Origin of the sequence: Gloeobacter kilaueensis JS1 (assembly GCF_000484535.1) — a bacterium.
GTDB lineage: Bacteria > Cyanobacteriota > Cyanobacteriia > Gloeobacterales > Gloeobacteraceae > Gloeobacter > Gloeobacter kilaueensis.
In genome coordinates this window covers 3,981,526-4,006,465 of record NC_022600.1, presented here as the reverse complement: position 1 = coordinate 4,006,465, position 24,940 = coordinate 3,981,526, and the positions used below count along the sequence as shown (strand labels likewise).

22 protein-coding genes are annotated in these 24,940 nt (G+C 59.3%); 17 read left to right on the top strand and 5 right to left on the bottom strand.

Annotated elements, in window-relative coordinates; genetic code table 11:
• Positions 1-99 precede the first annotated feature (99 nt).
• Positions 100-237, bottom strand: a complete 138-nt coding sequence (locus GKIL_RS25410; RefSeq protein WP_023175355.1) for a hypothetical protein — start codon at positions 235-237, stop codon at positions 100-102.
• Positions 238-449: 212 nt separating this feature from the next.
• Between GKIL_RS25410 and GKIL_RS18490 the strand changes: the two genes are divergently transcribed.
• The 5 genes from GKIL_RS18490 to GKIL_RS18470 all read left to right on the top strand — a co-directional run bounded on the left by GKIL_RS18490 (position 450) and on the right by GKIL_RS18470 (position 6,768).
• Positions 450-1,298, top strand: a complete 849-nt coding sequence (locus tag GKIL_RS18490) for a vitamin K epoxide reductase family protein (RefSeq protein ID WP_023175354.1) — start codon at positions 450-452, stop codon at positions 1,296-1,298.
• Positions 1,299-1,343: 45 nt separating this feature from the next.
• Entirely contained in the window at positions 1,344-3,671 is a 2,328-nt protein-coding gene (purL, locus tag GKIL_RS18485) for a phosphoribosylformylglycinamidine synthase subunit PurL (RefSeq protein WP_023175353.1), read from the top strand.
• A complete protein-coding gene (purF, locus tag GKIL_RS18480; RefSeq protein ID WP_023175352.1) occupies positions 3,668-5,107 on the top strand; it encodes an amidophosphoribosyltransferase in 1,440 nt (479 codons plus the stop codon). Before purL ends, purF begins: the two co-directional genes overlap by 4 nt.
• A 60-nt stretch (positions 5,108-5,167) precedes the next feature.
• Positions 5,168-5,722, top strand: a complete 555-nt coding sequence (locus GKIL_RS18475) for a hypothetical protein (protein WP_023175351.1) — start codon at positions 5,168-5,170, stop codon at positions 5,720-5,722.
• 257 nt (positions 5,723-5,979) lie between these two features.
• Complete coding sequence (locus GKIL_RS18470) at positions 5,980-6,768, top strand: class I SAM-dependent methyltransferase (RefSeq protein ID WP_023175350.1); 789 nt, start codon at positions 5,980-5,982, stop codon at positions 6,766-6,768.
• Between the two features lie 383 nt (positions 6,769-7,151).
• Here the strand turns inward: GKIL_RS18470 and GKIL_RS18465 are convergent, their stop codons facing one another.
• Both GKIL_RS18465 and GKIL_RS18460 read right to left on the bottom strand, forming a co-directional pair.
• The gene (locus GKIL_RS18465) at positions 7,152-8,120 is read right to left on the bottom strand and encodes a hypothetical protein (RefSeq protein ID WP_023175349.1); all 969 of its coding nucleotides are present in this window, start codon (positions 8,118-8,120) and stop codon (positions 7,152-7,154) included.
• Positions 8,107-8,679, bottom strand: a complete 573-nt coding sequence (locus GKIL_RS18460; protein ID WP_023175348.1) for a hypothetical protein — start codon at positions 8,677-8,679, stop codon at positions 8,107-8,109. The genes GKIL_RS18465 and GKIL_RS18460 overlap by 14 nt, the downstream gene beginning before the upstream one ends.
• A 306-nt stretch (positions 8,680-8,985) precedes the next feature.
• Here GKIL_RS18460 and GKIL_RS18455 point away from each other — a divergent pair, with 306 nt between their 5' ends.
• The 3 genes from GKIL_RS18455 to GKIL_RS23010 are packed head-to-tail and all read left to right on the top strand — an operon-like array spanning position 8,986 to position 12,255.
• Positions 8,986-10,248, top strand: coding sequence for a hypothetical protein (locus GKIL_RS18455; RefSeq protein WP_023175347.1), 1,263 nt, complete (start codon positions 8,986-8,988; stop codon positions 10,246-10,248).
• Complete coding sequence (locus GKIL_RS23875; RefSeq protein WP_144080428.1) at positions 10,211-11,497, top strand: aspartyl protease family protein; 1,287 nt, start codon at positions 10,211-10,213, stop codon at positions 11,495-11,497. The genes GKIL_RS18455 and GKIL_RS23875 overlap by 38 nt, the downstream gene beginning before the upstream one ends.
• 23 nt (positions 11,498-11,520) lie before the next feature.
• The gene (locus tag GKIL_RS23010; protein ID WP_081705306.1) at positions 11,521-12,255 is read left to right on the top strand and encodes a pentapeptide repeat-containing protein; all 735 of its coding nucleotides are present in this window, start codon (positions 11,521-11,523) and stop codon (positions 12,253-12,255) included.
• Positions 12,256-12,257: 2 nt separating this feature from the next.
• On the opposite strand, the gene GKIL_RS18445 is transcribed toward GKIL_RS23010, so the two are convergent.
• Positions 12,258-15,407, bottom strand: coding sequence for an efflux RND transporter permease subunit (locus GKIL_RS18445; protein ID WP_023175344.1), 3,150 nt, complete (start codon positions 15,405-15,407; stop codon positions 12,258-12,260).
• Positions 15,407-16,642, bottom strand: coding sequence for an efflux RND transporter periplasmic adaptor subunit (locus GKIL_RS18440; protein WP_187293840.1), 1,236 nt, complete (start codon positions 16,640-16,642; stop codon positions 15,407-15,409). The genes GKIL_RS18445 and GKIL_RS18440 overlap by 1 nt, the downstream gene beginning before the upstream one ends.
• A 140-nt stretch (positions 16,643-16,782) precedes the next feature.
• On the opposite strand from GKIL_RS18440, the gene rppA reads away from it, so the two are divergent.
• The 9 genes from rppA to GKIL_RS18405 all read left to right on the top strand — a co-directional run bounded on the left by rppA (position 16,783) and on the right by GKIL_RS18405 (position 24,933).
• Complete coding sequence (gene rppA / locus GKIL_RS18435; protein ID WP_023175342.1) at positions 16,783-17,454, top strand: two-component system response regulator RppA; 672 nt, start codon at positions 16,783-16,785, stop codon at positions 17,452-17,454.
• Complete coding sequence (locus tag GKIL_RS18430; RefSeq protein ID WP_023175341.1) at positions 17,423-18,787, top strand: sensor histidine kinase; 1,365 nt, start codon at positions 17,423-17,425, stop codon at positions 18,785-18,787. Before rppA ends, GKIL_RS18430 begins: the two co-directional genes overlap by 32 nt.
• A 74-nt stretch (positions 18,788-18,861) precedes the next feature.
• Entirely contained in the window at positions 18,862-21,114 is a 2,253-nt protein-coding gene (locus tag GKIL_RS18425) for a ComEC/Rec2 family competence protein (RefSeq protein ID WP_081705304.1), read from the top strand.
• Positions 21,111-21,275, top strand: a complete 165-nt coding sequence (locus GKIL_RS25405; protein ID WP_023175338.1) for a hypothetical protein — start codon at positions 21,111-21,113, stop codon at positions 21,273-21,275. Before GKIL_RS18425 ends, GKIL_RS25405 begins: the two co-directional genes overlap by 4 nt.
• 61 nt (positions 21,276-21,336) lie before the next feature.
• Complete coding sequence (locus GKIL_RS23870) at positions 21,337-21,801, top strand: YybH family protein (protein WP_023175337.1); 465 nt, start codon at positions 21,337-21,339, stop codon at positions 21,799-21,801.
• A gap of 94 nt (positions 21,802-21,895) precedes the next feature.
• Positions 21,896-22,351: an HD domain-containing protein gene (locus tag GKIL_RS18415; RefSeq protein WP_144080427.1), complete on the top strand. Its 456-nt coding sequence runs from the start codon at positions 21,896-21,898 to the stop codon at positions 22,349-22,351.
• 158 nt (positions 22,352-22,509) lie between these two features.
• Entirely contained in the window at positions 22,510-23,355 is an 846-nt protein-coding gene (locus GKIL_RS18410) for a Uma2 family endonuclease (RefSeq protein WP_023175335.1), read from the top strand.
• Positions 23,356-23,865: 510 nt separating this feature from the next.
• Entirely contained in the window at positions 23,866-24,333 is a 468-nt protein-coding gene (locus tag GKIL_RS25005; RefSeq protein WP_144080426.1) for a hypothetical protein, read from the top strand.
• Positions 24,334-24,369: 36 nt separating this feature from the next.
• Positions 24,370-24,933 carry a Uma2 family endonuclease gene (locus GKIL_RS18405; RefSeq protein WP_023175333.1) on the top strand — a complete coding sequence of 188 codons (564 nt, stop codon included), beginning with the start codon at positions 24,370-24,372 and terminating at the stop codon, positions 24,931-24,933.
• The last annotated feature ends 7 nt before the right edge of the window (positions 24,934-24,940 follow it).

Below are 24,940 nucleotides of genomic sequence, written 5' to 3'. Positions count from 1 at the left end.
GTTCTACCTTCGAGTCTAGAATCCGGCAAAGCGCGGAGCGTCTCCAGACTAAAAGCGGGATGCGCTTGGGCACCCCGCCTTTAATCTTGCTCGCCCGGACTAATGAAGCGTCTCGAGGTGACGACCGACGACGCGATCGACACATCTTTCAAGCAACGACGCCTGCCGGTTGCGGTTATTCAAGCGCTGGCGCTGCACGAGATTGCGCGCCTTGCGCTCGACATCGGTCTGGATCATGGTGCGCCTCCTGAAAAGAATAGACATACTACTCTTCGCCTTCTTTTTTATTCTAGCTTGGAAGAGTAGCAAAAGATACGAAAAAATCTTTTGTAATGTATTTTTCGCTACAAAAACTCTCTAAAGAGGGAGTTTTGTCGGCGGCAGCCGTTCCTTGAGGGGTAGTCGAGTCGGTGTGATACAACAAGAGTGCAGCCATCTTTTTTGAGGTTATGAAGGTCTCCTCCCTGCAGGAAGCGAGCTGGCCGCGCTGGACGATCGCGGCTCTCGCCGCTTTTGGTAGCGCTCTGACGGCGTATCTGAGTTGGACAAAGCTGACGGCGGCGCAGACAGCCTTCTGCACCCAGGGGGCGGGCTGCGATCTGGTCTTGCAGACGCCCTACGCTTCGCTTTTTGGTCTGCCGCTGTCGAGCTTTGGTCTGGCGCTCTACCTGGCTTTGCTGCTTATCGCCCTGGTGCCGGGCATCGACCGCTGGCGCTGGGGGGCACTGTTTGCCCTCTCCCTGGGCGGGGTGACTTTTACGGCTTACCTTGTCTATCTGCTCGCCTTCGAGATCGTGGCGGTCTGCCTTTATTGCATCGCCTCGGCGCTGACGATGACGGCAATCTTTGTGCTCACACTCGTCGGTCACCGCTGGCAAAAGCCGGACAATCTCGTGCTGGGTGGCCTCGGCATCGTGCTGGTGGGCATGGCAGCGATCTACGGCATCTACAACGTCCAGAGTGCCGCCGCCGGGCCGGTCGATTATTCCGTTGCTCTGGCCAAGCACCTGCGCGCCAGCGGTGCCAAATTTTACGGCGCTTCCTGGTGCCCGCACTGCAAGGCCCAAAAATCGTTCTTCGGCCCGGAGGCGCTGCGCTTTGTGCCCTACGTCGAATGTTCTCCCAACGGCCAGCCGGGCTCGGGCCTGACCAAAGCCTGCGCCGATGCGAGTATCGAGAGCTTCCCCACCTGGGACATCGCCGGTCAGCGCTATATGGGTGAGCAGTCGCTGGAGCAGTTGGCCCGCTACTCGAACTTTACCCCCACCGCCAACACGGTCAAAAAGACCGGCAAGTAGGGGGGGTGTGGAGGTTATAATCGGCAGGTGTATTGTCTGGCCGAGATGATTGCGCCGACCGAATCTTCGCCATTTAGTCCTGCCGATCTGGCCCGTCACCGCCTGAGTGCTCAAGAATACCGGCGCATCACCGACCTCATCGGACGCCACCCCAACCTCAACGAGTTGGGCATGTTCAGCGTCATGTGGTCGGAGCACTGCTGTTACAAAAATTCCCGAGCCCTGCTTAAAGGTTTTCCGACCACTGGCCCAAGAGTGCTGGTCGGCCCCGGCGAAAATGCTGGCGTCATCGATGTGGGCGACGGGTTGCGCGTGGCCTTCAAAGTCGAATCCCACAACCACCCGAGTGCGGTCGAGCCTTTCCAGGGGGCAGCCACCGGCGTCGGGGGCATTCTGCGCGACATCTTTACGATGGGGGCGCGCCCGATCGCTGTCCTCAATTCGCTGCGCTTTGGACCGCTCGAAGACGCCCGGAACCGGGCGCTTTTTAATGGCGTCGTCCAGGGCATCGGCCACTACGGCAACTGCACCGGCATTCCCACCGTGGGGGGCGAGGTCTACTTCGATGAGACCTACTCCGGCAATCCGCTGGTCAACGCGATGGCCATCGGCGTCCTCGAAACCCCCGAGATTGTCCGCTCCGGCGCGGCAGGGATCGGCAACCCGGTGCTCTACGTCGGCTCGACCACCGGGCGCGACGGCATGGGCGGGGCCAGTTTCGCCTCGGCAGAACTTTCTGAGGAGTCGCAAAAGGACCGACCCGCCGTGCAGGTGGGCGATCCGTTCACCGAAAAGTCGCTTATCGAGGCGTGCCTCGAAGCCTTTCGCACCGGGGCGGTGGTCGCTGCCCAGGACATGGGCGCAGCGGGCCTCACCTGCTCCTCCTCGGAGATGGCCGCCAAGGGCGGCGTCGGCATCGACCTGGACCTCGACCGGGTGCCCGTGCGCGAGACGGGCATGGTCCCCTACGAATTTTTGCTCTCCGAATCGCAGGAGCGGATGCTCTTTGTCGCCCACAAGGGCCGCGAAGGAGAGCTGATTGCCCTTTTTGAGCGCTGGGGGCTGCACGCGGTCGTCGTGGGCGAGGTAGTGGCCGATCCGATCGTCCGTATCCGCCACCGGGGCGAGGTGGTGGCCGAGCTGCCTGCCGGTGCCCTCACCGACGACGCGCCCCTCTACGAGCGCGAGGTGCTCTCCGAGCCGCCCCTCTGGCTGCGCGAATTGCAGGCGTTCGACGGGAGCACGCTGCCGCTGCCTGCCGATTACACAGCGGCGCTGCTGCAGTTGCTCGACAGTCCCAACATCGCCTCCAAGCGCTGGGTCTACCGCCAGTACGACCATCAGGTGCAGAACAACACCGCGATCGTACCGGGGGCTGCCGACGCGGCGGTGATCCGGGTACGCCCCCAGACTTTTGGCGTCGGCGAGGTGACGGCTGTGCCTGCCGGTGAGCGGGGTATCGCCGCCACAATCGACTGCAACAGCCGCTACGTCTGGCTCGATCCCTACCGGGGGGCGATGCTCGCCGTCGCCGAGGCGGCGCGCAACCTGAGCTGTGTGGGCGCAGAACCGCTCGCTGTCACCGACAACCTCAACTTTGGTTCTCCCGAAAAGCCCGACAATTACTGGCAGCTCGCGATGGCCTGCCGGGGCATCGCCGACGCCTGCCGGGCCTTCAAGACGCCTGTCACCGGCGGCAACGTCTCGCTCTACAACGAGACCACCCGCGACGGCAGCGTGCAGGCGATTTACCCGACGCCCACGATCGGCATGGTGGGCCTTGTCGAGGACGTTCGCCGCGTCTGCTCCCAGGGCTTCAAGGCCGCAGGAGATCTGGTATATCTGCTGGGTGGCGGGCCACCGACGTTGGGTGGCTCCGAGTACCTCTACCGGGCGCATGGCCTGGTAGCCGGTTCACCGCCGCTGTTGCCCCTCGCCCTCGAATGCCAGGTCCAGTCTGTCTGTCGGGCGGGCATCGAGCGCGGTCTGTTCAAGTCGGCCCACGACCTGTCGGAGGGCGGGCTCGCCGTTGCGCTGGCCGAATGCTGCATTGCGGGCAATCTTGGCCTGGAGGCCACCATCCTGGACGCTGCGGGCCATCGTCCGGACGTAGTGCTTTTTGGCGAGAGGGCGGCGGCGATCGTCGTGAGCGTCGATCCGGCCCATCGGACCGCCTGCGAAGAATGGTTCGCCGCTGCCCTGGGCTCCCACTGGCAGTTTCTGGGCACCGTCGCAGCGGCAGACTTTGCCGTTGCCCTGCAAGGCACCAATATCGCCATCCAGACCCCCTCCTCCCAACTGCAGACAACCTGGGAGCAAGCGATCCCGCGCCGCATGGCCTACACACCTGTCACCGAGGCACCGCCACAATGACCAGCGCATCATCCTTCGCCGCCGACAAACCCGAGGAGGCTTGCGGCGTCTTCGGTATCCTCGCCCCCGGCGAGGATGTCGCCAAGCTGACCTACTTCGGGTTATTTGCCCTCCAGCATCGCGGCCAGGAATCTGCCGGAATCGCTGTGCTCAATGGCGAAAAGCACACCCTCCATAAAGAGATGGGGCTGGTCTCCCAGGTCTTTGGCGAAAAGTTGCTGGAGCAGTTGCAGGGCCAGCTCGCCGTCGGCCACACCCGCTACTCGACTACCGGCTCCAGCCGCCAGGTCAACGCCCAGCCTGTGGTCTCCCGCACGCGCCTGGGATCGGTGGTCCTCGCCCACAACGGCAATCTGGTCAACGCCGATCAATTGCGCGAGGAGTTGCTCGCCCGCGAACACACCCTGCTTGCCACCACCGACTCCGAGGAGATCGTCCACGCGATCGGCGAGGCGGTCGATGACGGCGATGACTGGATTTCTGGCACGATTCGCGCCCTCAAGCGCTGCAGCGGCGCTTTCAGCCTGGTCATCGGTGTTCCCGGAGCCCTGTTGGGCACCCGCGATCCGAACGGCGTCCGTCCCTTGGTCATCGGCAGGCTCGATGGCCGCTACGTGCTTGCGAGCGAAACCTGTGCCCTGAGCATCATCGGTGCCAGGTACGAGCGCGACGTCGAACCGGGAGAGCTGGTCGAAATCACCGAGGCGGGCCTCACTTCCCACCGCTGGGCCACCCCCGATCCCAAACTGTGCATCTTCGAGATGATCTACTTTGCCCGGCCCGACTCGCGGATGAACGCCGAGAGCCTCTATACCTACCGCGAGCGCCTGGGCGAAATTCTCGCCGCCGAATCACCTGTAGAAGCCGATATCGTCATCCCGATTCCCGACTCCGGCACCCCGGCAGCCATCGGCTTTGCCCGCCGCCTGGGCATTCCTTTTCAGCAGGGGCTGATCAAAAACCACTACGTCGGTCGCACCTTCATCCAGCCCACCCAATCGATGCGCGAGGCGGGCATCAAGATGAAGCTCAATCCTCTACCCGACGTGATCGAGGGCAAGCGCGTCGTCATGGTCGATGATTCGATCGTGCGCGGCACCACCAGCCGCAAGATCGTCCAGGCTCTGCGCGACAGTGGAGCCGCCGAAGTTCACATGCGCATCTCCTCGCCGCCCGTCACCCATCCCTGCTTTTACGGCATCGACACCGACTCGCAAGATCAGCTGATTGCCGCCACCAAGAGCGTCGAAGAAATTGCCCGCCATATCGGCGTCGATAGCCTCGCCTACTTGAGCATCGACGGAATGCTCGAAGCCACCGGCACCAGCGGCAACAACTTCTGCACCGCCTGCTTTACCGGCAACTATCCGATCGCCATTCCCGACCGCATCCGCCGTACCAAGCTCATGCTCGAACAGCAGCCGGTTGCAACCTGACAAATTGAACCTGGCTGTTCGACCGTTCTGGAGGCTTGCTTTACCTGATGCAGGTCAAAGATGCACATGAACTTCGAGGACATATACGACGAATATGAGCGAAATGGCCGGATCTCTCGTGCTTCTACAGCATTTCTAAAGTTGCTCATCGCTGGCCCCGATCCCTTTACAGCCATAACCGTAGCAACCGATTGCGCCGCGTTTTCCACTGCGCCTGTAATCGCCACTACGCTCGATTCAACCGATGTTATGGTGCGGTGGAATGCGGTCGGAGCGCTTCTGACAAGATTTAGATTCGCGGAATACGCGCGGGCTGGTCTGGAACTTGCTATCAACGATCCGGATATGATGGTGCGCGGCATTGCACTGGTCGGCCTGGGAGAGGTGCTGCCGGATGTTATCGAACCTGACCTCAGATACGAGATGGCGAAAACTCTGTATGAGACGGTCATGAACGCTGAAGAAGAGCCGCACATGAGAATGAATGCCTATTTCGGTATCTTATCGGCTATGGATATTCTGCCTCTGGACCGGCCTCCAGCCAGCAGGGTGCTGCCTTTTGAAAAGATGGATCATGCCACTATTAATAACTTTCGTGCTCTGTTTTTACCATAAGGGCTGAATGGCTCCAGCGCTTCGATTGCAAGTGCAAGGCCGTTGTACCGGGCTTGTGCTATTTCAGGTGAGCGCTGCCGAATCCAAGGACGCAACCTCAACGCGGTGTGTCACGCTCTGCCCGCAATGCCTCGAACACTTTATAAGCCGGTTGTCCTTCGCCTCGTTCAAAAGCTGTCGGTAACTCCCTCACAGCCTTCTTCTGCCATAGCGGGCCGCCCCGCCTGTGTGCAATTCTTGAGGCAAAGGAGCAGCCTGTGGTCGAATGGAACGCCGCCCAGTACACCCAGATATCGGCACTGCAGCGCGCGATGGCCGACGAGGTGCTGGCTTTGCTGAAACTCGACGGTACAGAGCAAGTGCTCGATATCGGCTGCGGCAACGGCAAGATTACCGCGCAGATCGCTGAGCGCGTTCCTGCAGGAGCGGTCTTGGGCATCGATAGCTCCGAGCAGATGATTAGCTTCGCCTCGTCACACTTTGCCCCCGCCGACTGGCCCCGGCTGCGCTTTGAGGTGGCCGATGCCCGCCACCTGCCCTTCAAGAGCGAATTCGATCTCATCGTCTCCTTCAACGCCCTCCACTGGATACCCGAGCAGGATGCTGCTTTACATTCCATTCACACTGCCCTGCGTCCCCATGGCCGGGCCCAACTCCGCCTCGTCCCCAAAGGCGAGCGCCCGAGCCTCGAAGACGTGCTTGAGCAGACGCGACAATCGCCCCGCTGGTCCACCTCCTTTCAAGATTTCCGCGATCCTTATCTGCACCTGACACCGGAGCAGTATGCAGCCAGAGCCGAGCAAAACGGCCTGAAAATCCTGCACCTGCGCACGGCGGACAAAGCCTGGGATTTCGGTTCCCGCGAGGCATTCTTCGCCTTCGGTCAGGTCACCTTCGTTGCCTGGACATGGTGTCTGCCGGAGCACGAGAAGCCAGATTTTATAGCCGACGTGCTCGATCGCTATCGTCTGGTGGCCTGCGACCAACCGAGCGAGGAGAATACCTTCAAGTTCTATCAGATGGACATCACCCTTGAACCTGGCTGAGAGGGTGTTTTTACATCATGTTTTTGCCAGCCTTCTGAGCAGCTGCCTGTCATCCTCCTTTGTCTAATTAGACGCTGAAGTGTGAGCAGCTTGATCCGCTTCGGCGCTCGTGTTGCTTGCGGTTTTGGGTGCTTGCTAAAACGGTCCCCACCCCTCCACACCCCCCCTGCCCCCCGCTCTCCTCCTCCTGCCCCCCGAATGGGGGGCTGCCCCGCCGGGCAGAGGAGAAGAGGGGGGGTTCACTGTAACTGGGCTGCAGGCGGGATGGGTGGAGTCAGTTGCAGACTCGTCTTATTTTTCTTCTGCTGCAAGGGACATAGGGCTGCTTGGAGCTGACGTTTAATCGCCTTCGTCTGCTTAGAATCTGGCTTGCAAACACTCTCTTACCGTGAAGGTTGAATGTCTCTTATAAAGAAGTCCGCAGTTAGGGGCGGCAACAGAAAGGAGTGTTTCAGTAGAACCGAGGTACCCTTTGCAATTTCAGCATTTGTCCGTAGAACCCACACCTCGATTTGCTCCAGATCTTTCTCTGGCTCGCCTTCCAGGATCGGCGGCGAACAGCCGATCAGGGTAAGAACAGAATGCATCCCCTTCATCAATTTCACGGCAGATACTGCCCGCCTCAGCGTGGAAGCTCCGTCGTTCTGCTGGGAATAGTGGGTCCAGAGCGCTATAAAACTGAATACAAAGAGCCAGCCGGTCATGTTCTCAGGCAGTGGACCAATCAGGCTCAGCAGTTGCTTGGACTTGGTCAGATGGTATTGGAGCCTGTTTTTGACTTCTAGTTTGTGAAGCAAGCCTCCCAGGTGCAGCGCTTCCAGCGTATTCGCCACATTGCGCTTGCTATAACCGCAGATAAAAGCAATATCCGACGCGCTCAGACCATTCGGTTCAGCCAGTAAAGCGGCAATCGTTACGGTCCGGTTGCCAACCCCAAAAATAGCTGCCAGGCGCAGCAACAGTAGCGAAGGCTGAGTCAAGGATGGTAGCCGGGACTTTCCGCTGGAACCACTGTGCATCTGCTGAGTTAGATGCCTGGGAGGTTTCTTATCCAGCGATTGCGCAATCAAATCAAATGAGTCTTTGAGATCTAAATAATCAAAAGATTTTGCCAGGCCATAAACGCGCTGTAGTGACAGGAGATTTCCGTAGCGGCGGCACCAATCGGAAAACACTTCCTCCTGCAACCTCGGATCTGACTGGCCCAGCCAGCCAGTGAGCAGGACCAGTGCTTCCGGATCAACCAGGCAATCGGTGTGGTATCGATGAAGCCCAGCTACTCCTAACTCTGTCCACAAACTCCAGAGCAGCAGCAAAGTGTACTCCGACAACTGTTCTCTAAAGCTCGACATCGCCCGGTACCCCCAGTGCGCTTAGAGCCGCACGCAGATCACCCTCGATCCCACCGGCCTGAATCAGACACCAGCGAGCGGCTGCCAGCAACTCCTCCGTCGATGGCTGTAGTCGCTTGAGATCCGCGAAGTGTTTACTCTTTGCTCCTTGATCCACCGCTGCGAATAATTTGAAGTGAATCTGGTCGTAGCGACTAGCAAGTTGCAGGGTCAGCGCACTGTATCGGCGTACCAGCGCTCTTTCTCGAAAACCTTGGGGCAGGCCAAACCGCAGGAGGTCCGTTGGGGCTCCATTCAGCCAGCTACGATCCAGATCGAGCAGCAGAGCCGTTTGCTCAACCGCTTCTTTGAGCACAGGCGGCAGGGGCTCAGCCGAGATGTACCCTGCACCTTCTACGCGGGCAACCACGTCGATGTCTCGCGTAGCGCGGTCTATCAGTCCCAATAAAGCCAGTCCTCCACCCCCGATGACAGCAAGCCCATAGGGTGACCCACGCTCAGCAAGTAACTCTCCAAGAATTTCCAGGGCTTGTTCGAGAACTCGCGGAGTTAGCATCATCGCATACTGTTCGATCAACTGTTTGGAAGTTTAACTTCTCGGTTCGAGAAATTCATCGTCTCGACTTGCTCTTACAAAGGTTTTGCCCACCACATCGTCGGACACCGCTCCTGGACATGCATGCAAGAGGTCTATAGCTGACTTCAGGCTCTCTTTTCTCGCGCTGCCCACAGATCACCGGGTAGAGGCATCGAAAACGAACTTGAGCAGGTTGCCCCAGACACTGTATTTCCCCCGAATAGTTCTTGACGACTCCAAATTAATGGCTTACATTGCACAGAAGCAACCCCTTTCTGCAGGTGCGTCATGGACGAGGAAAACCTTTTTGGCGAACAACAGCAGAATTTTGCCGGCGATGGCTTCGGGAACGAAAACGAGCGAGAGTATTCGGCAAGCGAAGGCGACGAACAAGAGTATTCAGAGTCTGGCAACGGCACTGACGAGGAAGGGCACACAGAGGCTGGCGATGGCGAGCAGTCCTATCTTGTGGATGACAACAACAGCTATGGGCAACAGTACTTAGAAAGTGACGGTACTGACTACGACTTCTCTACAGATACACAGTACGGTGAGCAGGGCGCTTTCATAGGCAATGCTGCCCTCGGCTTTCCCAATAGCGATATTTGGGACAACATCAACTTCCCCTCTGACCAGCAGCCAGAAACAGACTTCGAGAGTGCTGACAATTATGGGTATAGCCAGCAGCAAGATGCATACGGCTTTAATCCGTTTGATGAAGAACAAAACACAGGATTCGCGAGTTTTTCCAGCAGCTACAACCAGTACGAGGATGCTGACGGAGAGTCTGCCTTAAGTGGTGAGGAGTCCTATGGCTCGCTCCGGGAGCAGGAGATCGGCAATTACGGACAGGTAGACAACGACAGCAACGATACAGGCTTTGACTTGCCGGATAATAGTTGGGACGAGTGGAATGTTTCTCAAGGCGAGCAGAGCCTGCCGGTTGATCCCGCACTGCTCGTTGCTGCAGGCGAGCAAGGCTACTACAGTAACGGTTTTGAATATGGCCTAGACAACGGCTTTGAGAATTTCAACTTGCAAATAGTCAATCAGGACAAAGTCAGAACTGGAGAAGTCAGCTATCCTACTGCGGCTGACAATAGAGCAGGTATAGCTGAAGGTTGCGATGGAATGCCTTCAGGAGTAAGCAACTTTGTTACTGCTTCCAGCGAGACCTATACAGGTTTACCAGAGAAGGCAGATACACAGAATGGCTCTACCCCAACTCTGCTAGCGGGCAACGATACAGGCGTTGGAAACAAGCTCAGCACTAAAGCCGGTGATTTAGGTGGCCCTATTTCCAAACCCACTACTCCTGCTAATACTGGTACAAGCAACCCAGAGGTGGATGGTGGATATACGGATATTAAAACTAAAATCAACAAAGATGGCGCGCATGTGAATGTCGATACATGCCAGAGTCATCCCGGTGGAAAGACTACAGTGAGTATTTCGGCTGGAGTCGATAAAGACGGTAGTCCAGAATTTTCTGGCGGAGTCTTCAACTCGTGGGGTGGAGCACGAACAGATAAAAGCAACTGTGAGCAGTAGCTCTGCTTCTGTTCTTCTACAGACTGCTTTAAAAGCGGTTTTCATTCTGCCATTTTTGACGACTCCTGCACTTGCAGAAATCTATAGCTCTACGGCTTGTAAAGCTGACAGTTACCAGGCGAAGCAAATTGAGTCTGAAATTGTTGTTCCTTTTCGTTCTTCTCCTCCTCCTGGGCTCATTGCATTCGATGCGTACATAAATGGTCAGGGACCGTTTAATCTTATCCTTGACTCAGGGGCCACCATTAACTTCATATCTGAAAGAGTTGCGCAAAAACTTAGATTGCCGACCCGCTCTCTCATGCGTCCTGAGTTTATTGGGAGCAATGGAAGTTCTCCTGTACAAACATCTCAAGAAACAACAGTAGAAAATCTTGAGATTGGTAACTTGAAGTTGAGTAAAACTATTCTACGTGTGCTTCCTTCGGCAGTAATGCCTGACTCTTCAGCACTTTCAAAAATTGATGCTATTCTCGGATTAGATTTCTTTCAAAATTTCCTTATTCAACTTGATTATATTAATTTGAAGGCTTACTTCAATAACTCACAAAAAGTAGCTCCCAACTGCGAGAACGTCGTCTTCCCCTTTGTCGTTAGTTCGCTAGGAATGCCAGCCATTGAAGGAAAAATTGATGGCATTTCAGCTCGGTTCGATATAGATACTGGCTCTTCAACCTCATTAACGTTGTACCAACCATTTGTCGAAAGAAACAACCTTTACAGGCGCTACCCCAACATAAGAAAGTACTCTACAGAGGGTCTTGGAGGTACAGACGTTCTCTACAGAGTACGGGCGACAGCGCTTAAGCTGGGGCAATTTGAGATTATAAAGCCTCTGATAGGATTAATATCGAAATCGAGTAAGTCAACGGAAGTTACTGACACGGCTGGCGTTATAGGTAATGATATACTCTCTCGTTTTTTTGTGATATTCGATGTAAGACATAGACAAATTGCCTTGCGAAAAAGTGTGCGTTTTGGTGAAGCTTTTCACTATGTTGCTGTTGGCATGAGCGTTGATATTTCTAGTGGGAAAGTAACAGCTATTGAAAGAAAAGGATTAGCTGAGCACGCTGACATACGCTCAGGGGATCAGATCCTAAATATTGATGGAGTACCGTATGGAAAATTGACGCACAAAGAGATTGTAGATAAACTCCAACAGCTGCCAAACAACAAAGTACACCTAATTGTAAAAAGGAGGAATAAGCTGCTCAACATCATTCTTGAATTTAAAGATGTACTGTAGATTTCCTACGTAGTCTTATTGGCATGAAAACAATTCGTACTGTAGAAGAACTACTGCAAGCATACACTATTGGACGATGGCTGAAAGGGTATTGGCACCAAGTCCATGTGTCGATGGATTCACCGGATTTACGCGGTCTGGATCTCAGCGATGCGAATCTTGGTGGTGCCCGTATCGACCGCGCTGATTTACGCGGAACCAACCTTTCCAGGACGTATCTTGGTGCTGTCAACCTCCGTGGAGTTCTCATCGACGAAAACACGCGCATGGATGCCCGCTGGCATCTGGTTTGGGAAATAGTGAACCAGCCAGAACAGAACCGTTCGTTGCGATTTATGGATCTTGGCACTGCCGATCTGCGGGGAGCCCTGCTTGTTGGCGCGGATTTGACCGAAGCAAATCTCGACAATACAGATTTAAGAGAAGCAGATTTGCAGGGAGCCTGTCTTGATCGGGCGCGTCTGCTGGAGACACTGGCCGGTGGTGCAAATTTCAACCGGGCGCTGTTACGGCAGTCGGATATGCGAGGATGTCGTCTGGAATCAGCCAATCTCAGCGAAGCGGATTTGAGTGGATCGGATTTGATGGGCGCTATCTTGTACCGCACAAATTTGCGCCGAGCCAACCTCACTGCCTGCGACTTCAGCTACGCCGATCTAAGAGAAGCGGATTTGACCGGTGCGGTATGGGATGGCAATCTCACCGAAGAAGCGAAGCTAACAGGTACGATTTTGCCCGACGGAACAATTCATAGCTGACTTCAGGCTCGCTTCGAACTGCGCCGGCCACAGATCACCGGGTAGAGGCTGGGCAATACCAGCAGGGTGAGGAGGGTGGCGGTGATCAGGCCGCCGATGACGACGGTGGCGAGGGGGCGCTGCACTTCGGCACCGACGGAGGTGGCGACAGCCATCGGAATGAAACCCAGCGAGGCGACCAGGGCGGTCATCAAGACGGGCCTGAGGCGCAACTCGGCTCCGGCACGGGCGGCCTCTAATGGTTCGAGGTGCTGCTCGGCCTCGATGCGGCGGATGGTGGAGACGAGCACGACGCCGTTGAGCACCGCCACCCCAAACAGGGCAATAAAGCCGACGCCGGCGGTGACAGACAAAGACATGCCTCTGAGGGCGAGGGCGAGCAGGCCGCCTGTGAGGGCAAGGGGGATGTTGAGGAAGATCAATATGCCAGGCTGCAGGCTGCCGAAGGAGGCGTAGAGAAGAATGAATATCAGGGCAAGGGAGAGGGGCACGAGGATAAACAGGCGGGATTCTGCCTCCTGGAGATTCTCGAACTGGCCGCCCCACTCCAGCCGATAACCGGCGGGCAGGGCCACTTTGTCGCGCACGGCCTGCTGGGCTGCTGCTACAAAGCCGCCCAGGTCGCGGCCATTGACGTTCAGCTGAACGGTCAGGTTGCGGTCGCCTTCGAGGTGGGCAATTTCGGCGGCGCTCTCGACGCGGCGGATGTTCGCCACCTGGGAAAGCGGAACCAGGTCGCCTTCGGACATCGCCACCGGCAGGGTACCCAGGTCTTCGGGCCGACTGAGGGCGTCCGGGGCGAAGCGCACCGTGAGGTCGTAGCGCGGTTTGCCCTGAAAGATCGTACCCACGATCTTGCCGTCTACGGCGGCGGAGATCGTATCGAGGGCGTCTTGAGCGGTGACGCCGTAGGCGGAGAGGGCAGCCTGCTTGATCTGGGCGCTCACCACCGGCAGGCCCGCCACCTGCTCGACTTTGACATCGCTCGCCCCCGCCACGCGGCCCACCGCTCCCGCTATCTGCAGGCCGAGCTTGCGCAGGATATCCAGATCCGGCCCAAAGATGCGGATGGCCACGTCGCCCTTGGCCCCGGAGACCAGTTCGTTCATCCGCTGCTCGATGGGCTGACCGAAGGCGATCGCTGCGCCGGGCACCTCCTGGTCAAGTTTTTTGGCGATCGCCTCCTCGATCTCCTGCTGGGTGCGAGCGGTGGTCCACTGTTCCTGGGGCTTGAGGATGATAAAAAAGTCCGTCTCCTCCGGACCCATCGGATCGAACGCCTGCTCCGGGTGGCCGCTCCTCGCGACGACCGTCTCGACATCCGGGAAGGTGCGCACGACTTTTTCCATGAGCGTCGTCTGGGCCGCCGCCGCCGAGAGCGAGCCGGATACGGGGCGATCGACCGTGAGAACGATCGAGCCTTCTTTGAGGGTGGGAATAAATTCGGTACCCAGACCCGGAATCAGGGTGAGGCTCGCGGCAAATAACCCCACCGCAACCAGAGCCGTCGGCCAGGGACGGCCAAGGCACCAGTCGAGGGCACGGGTGTAAATGGGCCTGAGGGCGCGCAGCAAAAAGGTTTCTTCTTCTTTGGGGTGCTCGCCCAACAGCAAAGAGGCAAGGGCCGGGGTGACAAACAGGGCAATGACAAGAGCTGCGAGCAGACCGAAGACGACGGTAAGGGCCATCGGCTGAAAGGTCTTGCCCGCCACGCCGGTCAAAAACAAAATCGGCACGTAGACGACGGTGATGATGAGCACCGCAAAGAAGATGGGCCGCGCCACCTCCGCGCTCGCCCGCTCGACGACGGCCAGTTGTTCTGCCGCATCGCGCGGTTTGGCCTCGCTAAGCCGCCGCAGGATGTTCTCGACCATCACCACCGAACCGTCGATTAAAATCCCAAAGTCGATCGCCCCGAGGCTGAGCAGGTTGCCGGAGGTGTTGGTGATGACAAGAAAGGCGATCGCTCCCAGCAGGGCGATCGGAATCGCGAGGGCAGCGATGAGGCCGCCGCGCAGGTTGCCCAGGACGACGAAGAGGACGACGACCACCAGCAGGGCACCGACTGCCAGGTTGTGCCAGACCGTGTCGATCGTCCGGTCGATGAGCGTGCCGCGATTGTAGAAGGTGACGACCCGGACGTTGGGGGGCAGGGTCGGAGCGAGGGCGTCGAGTTTGGCCTGCACCCGGCGGACGACCTGCTCCGAATTTTCGCCCTTGCGCATCAGGACGATGCCGATCACCGTCTCGCCCTCGCCGTTCTGGGTGACGATGCTCTGGGAGAGCTTTTTGCCCTCCACCACCCGGCCCAAATCGCGCACGCGCACCACGCCCTTCGCGTCGCGGTGGACCATGACGTTGCCGATGTCGCCCACGTTGCGCAACAGCGCCTCGCCCCTGAGCAGCACCTGGTTGTTGTTATCGACCGCGTAGCCGCCTCCGGCGTTGGCGTTGTTGTTCTCCAGCGCCCGCATCACCTCGGTGGGCATGATGTGGTAGCCGTGGAGCTTCTCCGGCTCCAGCCAGACTTGATACTCTTTTGCCGCCCCGCCCATCGCCTCGACTTCGTCCACCCCCGGCACGCTCTTCAGGGCCGGAATGATCTGCCAGTCGAGGATGTCCCTTAGCTGCATCAGACTGTAGCCGGAGCCGCGCACCTCGAACTGGTAGACCTCGCCGAGGCCGGTGGCGATGGGACCGAGGGCGATCTGGGCGTCGATACTTTTAGGAATTGCACTTTCTGCCGTCTTCAGGCGCTCGGAGACCTGTTGTCTGGCCCAGTAGATGTCGGTGCCGTCCTCGAAGACCGCCGTTACCTGCGAGAGGGCGTACTTGGAGATCGATCGCAGCCGCGTCAGGTGCGGCATCCCCTGCAGCGCCAGCTCGATCGGATAGGTAATGTACTGTTCGGTCTCCTGGGGAGCGAGGCCACGGGCGTTGGTGGTGACCGTCACCTGGATGTTGGAGATGTCGGGCACCGCATCGACCCGCAGGTTTAGAAAGGCGTAGACGCCGCCCAGCACCGCAAGCAGCGTGGCAGCGAGGACCAGGACGCGAAATTTGAGCGCCCCGATCACCAGCCGTTCCAGCAGGCCCGAAGGGGCCGGTGGCTGGGTGAGGCGCGCATTCTCGCGATCGAGGGCTCTGGTCATTACTCGCCCTCCAGGGTGGCCTTGAGGGCTTCCGATTTGAGGACGAAGGAGCCGTCGCTCACCACTTCGGTACCCGCCGTAAGACCGGAGACGATCTGGGTAAGCTGAGCGTTGCGCTCGCCCAGCACCACCGGTTGCTGGCGGTAGCGGTGGGGTGCGGTGCGCACAAAGACCACGTCCTTGCCGTCTATCTGCTGGATGGCGGCGGTGGGCACCGCCAGCACTGGCCGGGCACTGCCGCCGGAGATCGCCTGGGCGAGCACGAGCATTCCCGGCTTGAGAGTACCGTGCGGGTTGGCGATGGCGACGCGGACACTGGCCGTACGCGCCTGGGGATCGAAGGTTTCACCCAGCCGGATGATCCGGCCTTTGAACGCTTCGCCGGGGGCGACTTCGCTCGTAAATTGCACCGGCGCGCCGAGCTTGAGGCCCGCCACCTCCGATTGGGGCACTTCGAGCATTGCCCAGACTTCGGCGAGGCTTGTAATCGTAAACAGATGGTCCTCGGCGTTGCTGGTTCCGGCGGTGGCCGGGTTGACCACCTGGCCTGGCTGGATCATCCGGGAGACGACGATGCCGCTGACCGGACTTTTAAGGGCAAGTTCGTCGGTGATGCTGCTGCCGGTGGCCTGGCGCAGGGCGTTCAAACGCGCGCGGGCCGCCTGCAGGCTGGAACGGGCCGCCGCCTCGGTCGATTTTGCCGCCGCCAGTTCTGAGAGGGTGCCGTCGAGCCTGGCCAAGGCCGCCTGCTGCTCGCGCTGCGCACTGATCCCTTTTTTGTAGAGAGCGCTCTCGCGCTCGTAATCGGCGCGGGCCAGTTGCACCCGGCTGTCGGTGAGCTGCACCTGGGCGTGGGCCTCCTGGACTTTGGCCACCGCCGAAAAGTAGCCTGCCTGAGCCTCCGCCAGCATCGGGGTACTGATGTAGGCGAGAGTCTGACCCCGCGCGACCGTCTGGCCCACGTCGGCGAGCACGCGGGTGACGACCCCCTGCACCGAAGCGGTGACGACGCCGGAGCGATCGGTGGGTGCTTCGATCGTCGAGGAGAAGAGCGAGCGGTTGACGAGCGGGCGCTTCTGAGCGGTTGTCACCTGGATACCGGCCCGCTTTTCCATCTGTTCGGTAAGGGCAATCGTACCGGGCGCGGTGGCCGCTGCCGCCTGCTCACCGCCTGCCGGGGCGCTCGATTCGGGTTTGGAAGCGGCACAACTGCCGAGCAACAGCGCCACAACCATCAGCGCAGCACAAGTACGAAAGTAGGTGCCCATAAAGACCAACAGCGTTTACCTCAAGTAAACAAACCAAAGATGAAATCGGCGTGAAGCGCGCCGGACGAGAAATTTTTGTGACCGGCAACGGTCGCTAGGATGGGAGCATGAAACTCTTGCTGGTCGAGGACGAAGCAGAACTGGCCCTGCCCCTCAAGGGGGTGCTGGAGGGCGAGGGCTACACCGTCGATTGGGTGGCCGACGGCCAGGAAGGCTGGCAGATGCATAAAGCTTTTTCTTATGACCTGATCGTGCTCGACTGGATGGTGCCGGGGCTATCGGGGGTCGAATTTTGCCGCAAGCTGCGCTCAGGCGGCGAATCGCTGCCGGTACTGATGCTCACCGCCCGCGACACGCCCAAGGACAAAGTGGCCGGCCTCGACAGTGGGGCAGACGACTACCTGGGCAAGCCCTTCGACCTCGAAGAACTGCTGGCGCGCATCCGGGCGCTGCGTCGCCGGGTACCGCGCTTTACGGGCGAAAGGCTGCGCTACGCAGACCTCGAACTCGACACGCGCACCCTCACCGCCTACCGCGCCGGGCGCGAGATTCCGCTTCTGCGCAAAGAATTTCAGTTGCTCGAACTGCTGATGCGCCACAGCGAGCAGGTGCTCAGCCGCGAACAGATCCTCGAACATCTCTGGGAGGCGGGGGCAGAGCCGGAGAGCAACGTCGTCGCTGCCCAGGTGCGCCTTTTGCGGCGCAAAATCGATGAAGGTTCTTCGATCCCCCTCATCCAGACGGTCTATGGCATCGGCTATCGGCTCACCCACTGCTGAAAAGACGCTCTTCGAGCGGACGCGCCTGCGGCTGGCGCTCTGGTACACCGGGGCGATGGGGGCGATCGTCCTGGCGGCGGCCTGCGGCTTTTATCTGTTCTTCGGCGAGCAACAGCTAAGCGAGGTGGACCGCGATCTCGAAAATCTCTCCCAGACTCTTGCCAGCAGCCTCGAAGTGGGCGACGGCGACGCGGACGATCTGCTGGTGATGCGCCGCCGCTTCGAGCGCGCCCCGTTTGCCGCCGAAGCGCAGAGCGGTGATTTTCCAGCTGGTTACGTGCGCTGGTACGACTTCGAGGGCAGGCTGCGGCTGTCCTTTGGCCAGACTCCCGGCCATCCCCCGGCTCCTGTCCTCACCCAGAATCTGCGCACCGTGAGCGGCAGGCCGGATTACCGCGAGCGCACCGTTCCACTGGTGGTCGAAGCGACGACGATGGGCTACCTGCAGGTCGGCCTCTCCCTCGCCCCGGCCCAGCAGCGCCTCCACCGAGTCGGGGTGACGCTGCTGGTGGGCGTGCCCCTCACCCTTGCCACCGTCGGGCTGGTGGGCTGGTGGCTGGCGGGGCTTGCGATCGTGCCGATCGAGCAGTCCTATACGCGGCTGCAGCAGTTTACTGCCGACGCCGGTCACGAGTTGCGCACACCGCTCGCCGCGATAAGAGCGAATGCTCAGGCAGCGCTCAAGCAGGGCGTCGCCGCCGATCCGCTGCGCACGGAGGAGCGATTGCGGGCGATCGACCGCGCTGGTGAACGCCTGGGGACGCTGGTCACCGATTTGTTGTTTCTGGCCCGCTCCGACCATCGCCAGTCCGGGGGTAGCCCGCAACCGTTCTGCGGCCTGGGTGAAATCCTGGCGGATCTAAGCGAAGAGCTGGCTCCGGTTGCCCTCGCCGCTGGGGTCGGCCTGTACTACCGCCCGCCGGGCGAGACCCAGGTAGGACTGATGGCCGACAGCGACCAGATCTACCGGCTTTTTACCAACTTGATCACCAACGCGATCAAGTACACCCCGAGCGGAGGCCGGGTCGATATCGAGCTGCAGCAGGCCAGTCCGCGCCAGGCGCTCGTCACCGTCCGCGACACCGGCATCGGCATCCCGCCGGAGCACCAGGCCCATATCTTCGAGCGCTTTTATCGGGTCGATACGGCCCGCAGCCGGGCGGTGGGCGGCAATGGTCTGGGCCTTGCCATCTGCCGGGCGATTGTGCTGGCCCACGGCGGCAGCCTCGAACTTGCCGAGAGTTCACCCGCCGGTTCGACCTTCGCCGTTCGTCTGCCGATCGCCCCGCTTGCTGCCCCAGCCGCAAATCTTGCTCCTTCTGCCGGCACCTAGCCGGGTCGCCCGACGGGGCCGGACAGGCGCGGGAGCGATCCCGGCCATTTGCTTGCGTCTCGGGGACAGAACTTTTGAGCATTGGCAGGTCACTATCGGATCTGGCCTTGGAGCGCAACAGCTTCTACCTGCTCGCGGGAGCCTTTCTTGCCGGACTGCTCTTTTCGCCCTGGCCCTGGGGCTGGCTGGGGCTGGGAGTAGTAGGGCTCATCGGAGCGACCGCTGCTCTGCGCCACTTCGCCCTGCCTCCCTGGCGGGTCTGGGTGCTGGCTACGGTCCTGGCGGTGGGAGCAAGCCCCTACCTCTACCTGCGCACACCCCATCCAGCCGCCAACGACATCAGCAACACCGCCCCGCGCCGGGGTATTGTCCTGGTAGGCCGGGTAGTGGGGGCATCCCGCCAGAATCCAGCCGCCCAGCGCTTCTTGCTGGAACTGGATGCCCCCGAGCACGGTCGGGTCGCGGTGCGCGCTCCCGTTCAGCCTGTAATCGGGGAAGGAGCGCGCGTGCGGGTAACGGGCGATCTGCGCCGTCCGGCTCAGCCCACCAATCCCCACAGCTTCGATGAGCGGGCGTTCTTAGCCCAGCAGGGAGCCTTCAGCGTCCTTGCTGCCACCGCTCTTACCCCGATTGCCCCCGCTGCCTTCAACCCCTTCGACTGGGTGCGAGGACGCATCCTCCACACCCACCAGCATTATCTGGGCGCAGAGGCGGGAGCGCTTTTCAGCTCGCTCATCGTCGGCAGCAGCGCCGTCGATCTACCCAGGGAGCTGCAGGATCGCTACCGCAACGTCGGAATGGCCCATCTGCTCGCCGCCTCCGGCACCCAGGTTTCGCTGATCCTGGGAAGTGCCCTGGCGCTCCTGCGCCGCCGTCCACCGCCAGCGCAGATCATCGTCGGGGGCAGCCTGCTCGTGCTCTTCGTCGGCCTGGCGGGAGCCAGCCCTTCGATCTTGCGGGCGGCGGCAATGGGAGGGGTGGCCCTCGTCGCCCTCGCCCTCGATGAAAAGGCCGAAGCTTTCAGTGCGCTGCTCCTCGCCGCCTGCCTGCTCCTTCTTGTCAATCCGCTCTGGATCTGGGATCTGGGCTTTGCCTTTAGCTTTCTTGCCACCCTGGGGCTCATCGTCACCGCCCCCCGGCTCACCCCTGCCCTCGAAGCGCTCCCGGCTCCCCTCGCCGCCGCCACCGCCACCAGCCTCGCTGCCGGTCTCTGGACGCTGCCCCTGCAACTGCTGGTCTTTGGCCAGTGGAGCGCTTTTTCGCTGCCGCTCAACGTTCTGGCCGTACCGATCGTCGAAGCGCTTACCCTGGGCGGCATGGCCGCCAGCCTCCTCGCTTTGATCCATCCGGCTCTCGCTCTGCCGCTCGATCTCCCCCTGGGCTGGCTGGTTGCACTGCTCGACTGGGCCGTGCGCCTGGTGGGTAGCTGGCCCATCAGCCTGCTCACCCCAGGATTGCTGCTGCCCGTCCAGATGATCGCCCTCTACGCCCTGCTGATCGCTGCTCACACCCGCTACGCGAACGGGTTCCTGCCGCTCGCGGCGATCGCTGTTTTGATCGCTCCCGGCTGGCTGCCCCAACCGGAAGTGAACCTCGCCGTCCTCGCCGCCGGTCGCTCCCAGGTTGCGGTGATCGAGGCGGGCCGCCGCACTCTCGTCTTCGGAGGCGGCACCGATGCTGCTGTCCAGCGCGTCCTCCTCCCCTACCTGGAGCAGCGCGGTCGCCTGGGCCTGGACGGGGCGATCGTCACCGCTGCCCTTCCCTGGCAGAGCGGCGGATTAGGAGCGCTGCTTGCGGCAACGGACATTCCGGTACTCTACGACGGCACAGCGCCTCCCTGGTCCATTACCTGGCGACAGATGCTGGCGCAGGTGCCTGCAACTGTCCGCTCCCCCCTTCGAGCAGGCCAGGTACTGCCGCTCACAGATCGCGTCCGGCTCAGGGTGATCGCCGCTGAACCCGCCGTGCTGGTTCTCGAATCCAGTTCTACCCGCTTGCTGCTTTTAGGAGCGCTCCATCCCAAAGCCCAGCAATGGCTCCTGCAGCGCTACCGACCGCAGCTTGCCGGTGTGGGGTGGATCTGGATGGGCGACGGGCGCATCGACAGTTCGCTATTCACCCTGGGCGGTCTGCAGGGCGTTCTGGTCAGCGGTCGCACACTCCCTTCTTGCAGTCGGACAGTCCCATGCTGGGGCACCGCCGAAGCTGGAGCGCTACTCTGGCAGAGCTGGCCCGCCGGTGCTATCCTGCGCTCCCAGAGCCAGGGTCAGGTATTTCCACCAAAAGTCGATGGTACGATTGGCGCAGTGGGTGGGCTAGAGCATTGAAAAGCTTCCAGCAGATCGCAGGTGAACAGGGCTGGTCCTTCCAGACCCAGATCCGGCTGTTGCTCGAATACATCGAAAGCCTGGGCGATCCCGAAGGGTTCGAGAACTTTCTGCTCGATCGCGTCGATAAAGAAGATTCTACCGACCACATCGGCGGTTAGTGAGTCAGAATCCTGCCCTGATCTTGCTTGTGTTCTACAGTTCGTTCAGGAGGCTGATTCGATGCTGAGACGACGACTGTTCATTGGTGCAAGCCTGACTCTCGTTCTTACCAGGGCGAAAAACGCCCACGCCCTTGAGGCGGATGGAGACGCGGAGGCGCGCACGCAGATCACTGGCTTGCTCAATCGCTATACAAACCTGATCGTTGCCAGGGACTACGAGGCGGTCGCGGCACTTTTTGCCCCAGACGGAGAAATCCTCAATCCAGGCAGCGATCCTGTGCGCGGTAAAAAAGTGATCGCTGGCTTTCTCTCCGGTTTCGCTCGATATGAAATACTCGTATACGACATCCACCCATCGGAACTTGTTGTTCATGGAAACACTGCCCTTCAAAGCGGCAGCTACTTCCAGCACGTCCGCGACCCGGATGGCAAACTGATCGAAGCGTCCGGGCAATTTGAGGCAAGCTGGGAACGCAACGATTCCGGTCAATGGCAGATACGCCAGATGCGCACGCACTCCTGAGCGTAGGAGTTGAGAAGGCTGGCGGAGTTTCTGGTTCCTCCGGATGCCTTCTTGCAGCTGCAATACTTGAAATAGCCCCGATTGTAGATGCAGGATGATGAACCCTCAACAACTCCTCGACAGAGCGATCGAAATCGCGACCATTGCCCACGCGGGCATGGTGGACAAAGCAGGCAAACCCTATATCGACCATCCCAGGCGAGTTATGGCCCATCTCACCTCGCCTGAAGAGAAGATGGCAGCCGTCCTGCACGATGTAGTCGAAGACACGCAGGTAAGTCTGGAAGTGCTTGTAGAAGCGGGTTTTTCGTCCCCCGTCGTTGCTGCCGTCGATGCACTGACAAAGAGGGACGGCGAGGAAGTAGAAGCCTACTACCAGCGCGTTATAGCCAATCCGGTTGCCCTGCGGGTCAAGATTGCCGACATGCACGACAACCTGGATCTGTTTCGGATCGAGTCACCCACCCAGAAGGACGCTGACCGCATCGGGCGATACTGCGCCATCTACCCGAAACTGGTTCAGGCGCTCATTGATACCCAGAAATATTAATCAGAACCCGGACTATTCCTGTCGAAGATTTTTATAGCGCTTGGAATCGAGATCCACCAACTGCAAGAGCAGATCGACAGTCGGTTGGCGGGCTGAGAGCCTGACCCCCAACGACCGTCGCTTACCATAAGAGCAACCAGCCACAGCCAGAAACTGCTATGACGAGCTACGAGCCCGTTTTCACTCCCGTACCCGTGCCGCCCTTGCCATCGATGTATGATTTACCAAGTGAGAGCGCTGCGGAGCCGGGCTTGCCTGATGAATTCCACTACTGGCAACCCCAACTGCTCATCCAGACTTTTCGGCCTCCGGCGTACCCACTCGATCGGGTTTTTGCCGCCGCTGACCTCAATCTCTACTACGATTCGCTGCACACTCGCCGCTACAAGCGACCGGACTGGTTCGGCGTCGTGGATGTGCCGCGACTGGTGGACGTAGGCCGGTTGAGTTACGTGATCTGGCGGGAAGGCCGCGCTCCGATGGTCGTGGTGGAACTGCTCTCACCCTCGACTGTAGAAGAAGATCAGGGCGAAACGCTGCGCGGTGGCGAGCCGCCCTCCAAGTGGGAAGTCTACGAGAGCATTCTGCGGGTGCCGTACTACGTCCTGTTTGACAGGATGGGCAATAGCTACCGGCGCTTTCGGCTGGAGGGGGCAAGCTATCAGGAACTGCCCGACTATCAGGAACTGTGGATTGAAGAGTTGCAATTGGGACTGGGGCTGTGGCAGGGAAAATTTGCGGATGTGGAGCGTCTATGGCTGCGCTGGTACGACAGACAGCGCAACTGGATAGCGACGGATGTGGAGCGCGAGCAGGAAGCTACCGAACGGGAGCGGCTGCGGGCAGAACAGGAGCGCTTACGAGCGGAACAGGAGCGCTTGCGGGCGGAACAGGAGCGCTTACGAGCGGAGCAGGAGCGGTTGCGGGCGGAACAGGCAGAGCAAAAAGTCAGATCGCTGAGCGAACGGTTGCGAGAACTGGGAATCGAGCCGGACGCGCCGTAAATCGTGCTGTTGGACTGAAGTGCTGGTTCTGGCGGCACGGCCTCAAGCGATATTTGGACATGGGAACATAAGAAGTAGCTCTGAAAGTTATAAGGGAAGGCTTTGTCTGCCAACAAAACTTTCTATACGGTGCAGGGAGCCGAAGATACACAGCGACTTTGGACATCTGGTACACCCTGGCCTACCGAGAGAAACCGAGCACATCTTGGACCAGGGGTCTATGCCTGGGAGACACGGGAGGAGGCTGATAATTGCCTCCAGGAAAGGCAAAGAAGGTTTCCTTCACTTCAGGTCATTGAATTTTAAGTAGATACATCTATACTGCAGGCATTTCAGCAGATCGATGTAGATGCCCAGCTTGATCCAACAAGCTGGATGAATGCCCACAGCCTACTTTACGGCGGGGTTCTGGATACTACACTGGAGTATGTGAGGAGAGGCACGAAATTTGGAAAAGAGCATTACTTTGCTGCTGCGGTCTTTGAAAAACTTCAGTTCTAACTTTTCAGGATGAGCACTTATCGCTATCAACTAATCCAGAAATCTTGGGGTATTTCTATCGAAATACGCGCCAGTATTGAAGTCTCAGCTGTGCGCAACCCTTCTAATGGTGATTCACGGGTATGGAGGTTCCTATCAATAGATGATCTAAATGACATGCCAAGGTTGAGGTCTGCTCCTGTTAGAGAAGTTAGGCTCACCGAACATTTGCTCTACCTGAGTGGGGAAGAGCAGCAGTATTTGCAAAAGGGGCTGGAGCTTGTTTCTGACCAACTTCCACCGCAGCAAAATATTGTTGTAACTGTTGAGGATTTAAACTTCAACGAAACCGACTATCAACCAGAGGGGCTGGCCCTCGCGCTGGCAGGCTTGTTGCAGCAGCATTTCCACCTGCGGGATGTACATGTGCCGGTGCATTACTTGCCGGAACAGAACCGGTATTATTTTGACTTTGAACATGCAAGATTTCCTGTCTGACAGTTACTCAAAAAGGAGCAATGCAGGTAGCCGAACATGGTACGCATACCCGACAGGCCGCTCACTCTCGATGACTTTCTCCAATTGCCCGAAACAGAACCTGCCAGTGAATTTGTCGATGGTCAGGTGATCCAAAAACCGATGCCCCAGGGAAAGCACAGCCGACTGCAGGCCAGACTGGTACATTACCTGACCACAGCCTTTGAGGCCACTGGCGGCGCTGACGCTTTTCCAGAGTTGCGCTGTACCTTCGGAGGACGATCTATCGTTCCAGATATTGCCGTATTCGTCCGCGAACGCATTCCGCTAGATGCTAGAGGTGAGGTCGCAAACGGGTTCGTTCTGGCTCCTGACTGGGCGATTGAAATTCTGTCGCCGGATCAAAGCCAGACCAGGGTAACGGGTAACCTGCTGCACTGTCTCGCCCACGGTACCCGTTCAGGCTGGTTGATCGATCCTGACGAGCGCTCGCTGCTGATATTTCCGGCTGGTAAGCAACCGCTGCTCTTCGGCGACGAGACGCAAGAGCTGCCTGTGCCAGAACTGGGAGCGCCCCTCGCTCTTACCCCCGCCCTGATTTTTGGGTGGCTACGGAGGTAGCAGCAGC

What these genes read in the sequence shown, in the direction of transcription:
- purL (WP_023175353.1), top strand. Translation starts at nt 1,344, where the DNA reads ATGATTGCGCCGACCGAATCTTCGCCATTTAGTCCTGCCGATCTGGCC.
- GKIL_RS23010 (WP_081705306.1), top strand. Translation starts at nt 11,521, where the DNA reads ATGAAAACAATTCGTACTGTAGAAGAACTACTGCAAGCATACACTATT.
- GKIL_RS23870 (WP_023175337.1), top strand. Translation starts at nt 21,337, where the DNA reads ATGCTGAGACGACGACTGTTCATTGGTGCAAGCCTGACTCTCGTTCTT.
- GKIL_RS18490 (WP_023175354.1), top strand. Translation starts at nt 450, where the DNA reads ATGAAGGTCTCCTCCCTGCAGGAAGCGAGCTGGCCGCGCTGGACGATC.
- GKIL_RS18455 (WP_023175347.1), top strand. Translation starts at nt 8,986, where the DNA reads ATGGACGAGGAAAACCTTTTTGGCGAACAACAGCAGAATTTTGCCGGC.
- GKIL_RS18430 (WP_023175341.1), top strand. Translation starts at nt 17,423, where the DNA reads ATGGCATCGGCTATCGGCTCACCCACTGCTGAAAAGACGCTCTTCGAG.
- GKIL_RS18410 (WP_023175335.1), top strand. Translation starts at nt 22,510, where the DNA reads ATGACGAGCTACGAGCCCGTTTTCACTCCCGTACCCGTGCCGCCCTTG.
- GKIL_RS25005 (WP_144080426.1), top strand. Translation starts at nt 23,866, where the DNA reads ATGAGCACTTATCGCTATCAACTAATCCAGAAATCTTGGGGTATTTCT.
- GKIL_RS18465 (WP_023175349.1), bottom strand. Translation starts at nt 8,120, where the DNA reads ATGTCGAGCTTTAGAGAACAGTTGTCGGAGTACACTTTGCTGCTGCTC.
- GKIL_RS18405 (WP_023175333.1), top strand. Translation starts at nt 24,370, where the DNA reads ATGGTACGCATACCCGACAGGCCGCTCACTCTCGATGACTTTCTCCAA.
- GKIL_RS18460 (WP_023175348.1), bottom strand. Translation starts at nt 8,679, where the DNA reads ATGATGCTAACTCCGCGAGTTCTCGAACAAGCCCTGGAAATTCTTGGA.
- GKIL_RS25410 (WP_023175355.1), bottom strand. Translation starts at nt 237, where the DNA reads ATGATCCAGACCGATGTCGAGCGCAAGGCGCGCAATCTCGTGCAGCGC.
- GKIL_RS18415 (WP_144080427.1), top strand. Translation starts at nt 21,896, where the DNA reads ATGATGAACCCTCAACAACTCCTCGACAGAGCGATCGAAATCGCGACC.
- GKIL_RS18445 (WP_023175344.1), bottom strand. Translation starts at nt 15,407, where the DNA reads ATGACCAGAGCCCTCGATCGCGAGAATGCGCGCCTCACCCAGCCACCG.
- GKIL_RS18440 (WP_187293840.1), bottom strand. Translation starts at nt 16,642, where the DNA reads ATGGTTGTGGCGCTGTTGCTCGGCAGTTGTGCCGCTTCCAAACCCGAA.
- GKIL_RS18475 (WP_023175351.1), top strand. Translation starts at nt 5,168, where the DNA reads ATGCACATGAACTTCGAGGACATATACGACGAATATGAGCGAAATGGC.
- rppA (WP_023175342.1), top strand. Translation starts at nt 16,783, where the DNA reads ATGAAACTCTTGCTGGTCGAGGACGAAGCAGAACTGGCCCTGCCCCTC.
- purF (WP_023175352.1), top strand. Translation starts at nt 3,668, where the DNA reads ATGACCAGCGCATCATCCTTCGCCGCCGACAAACCCGAGGAGGCTTGC.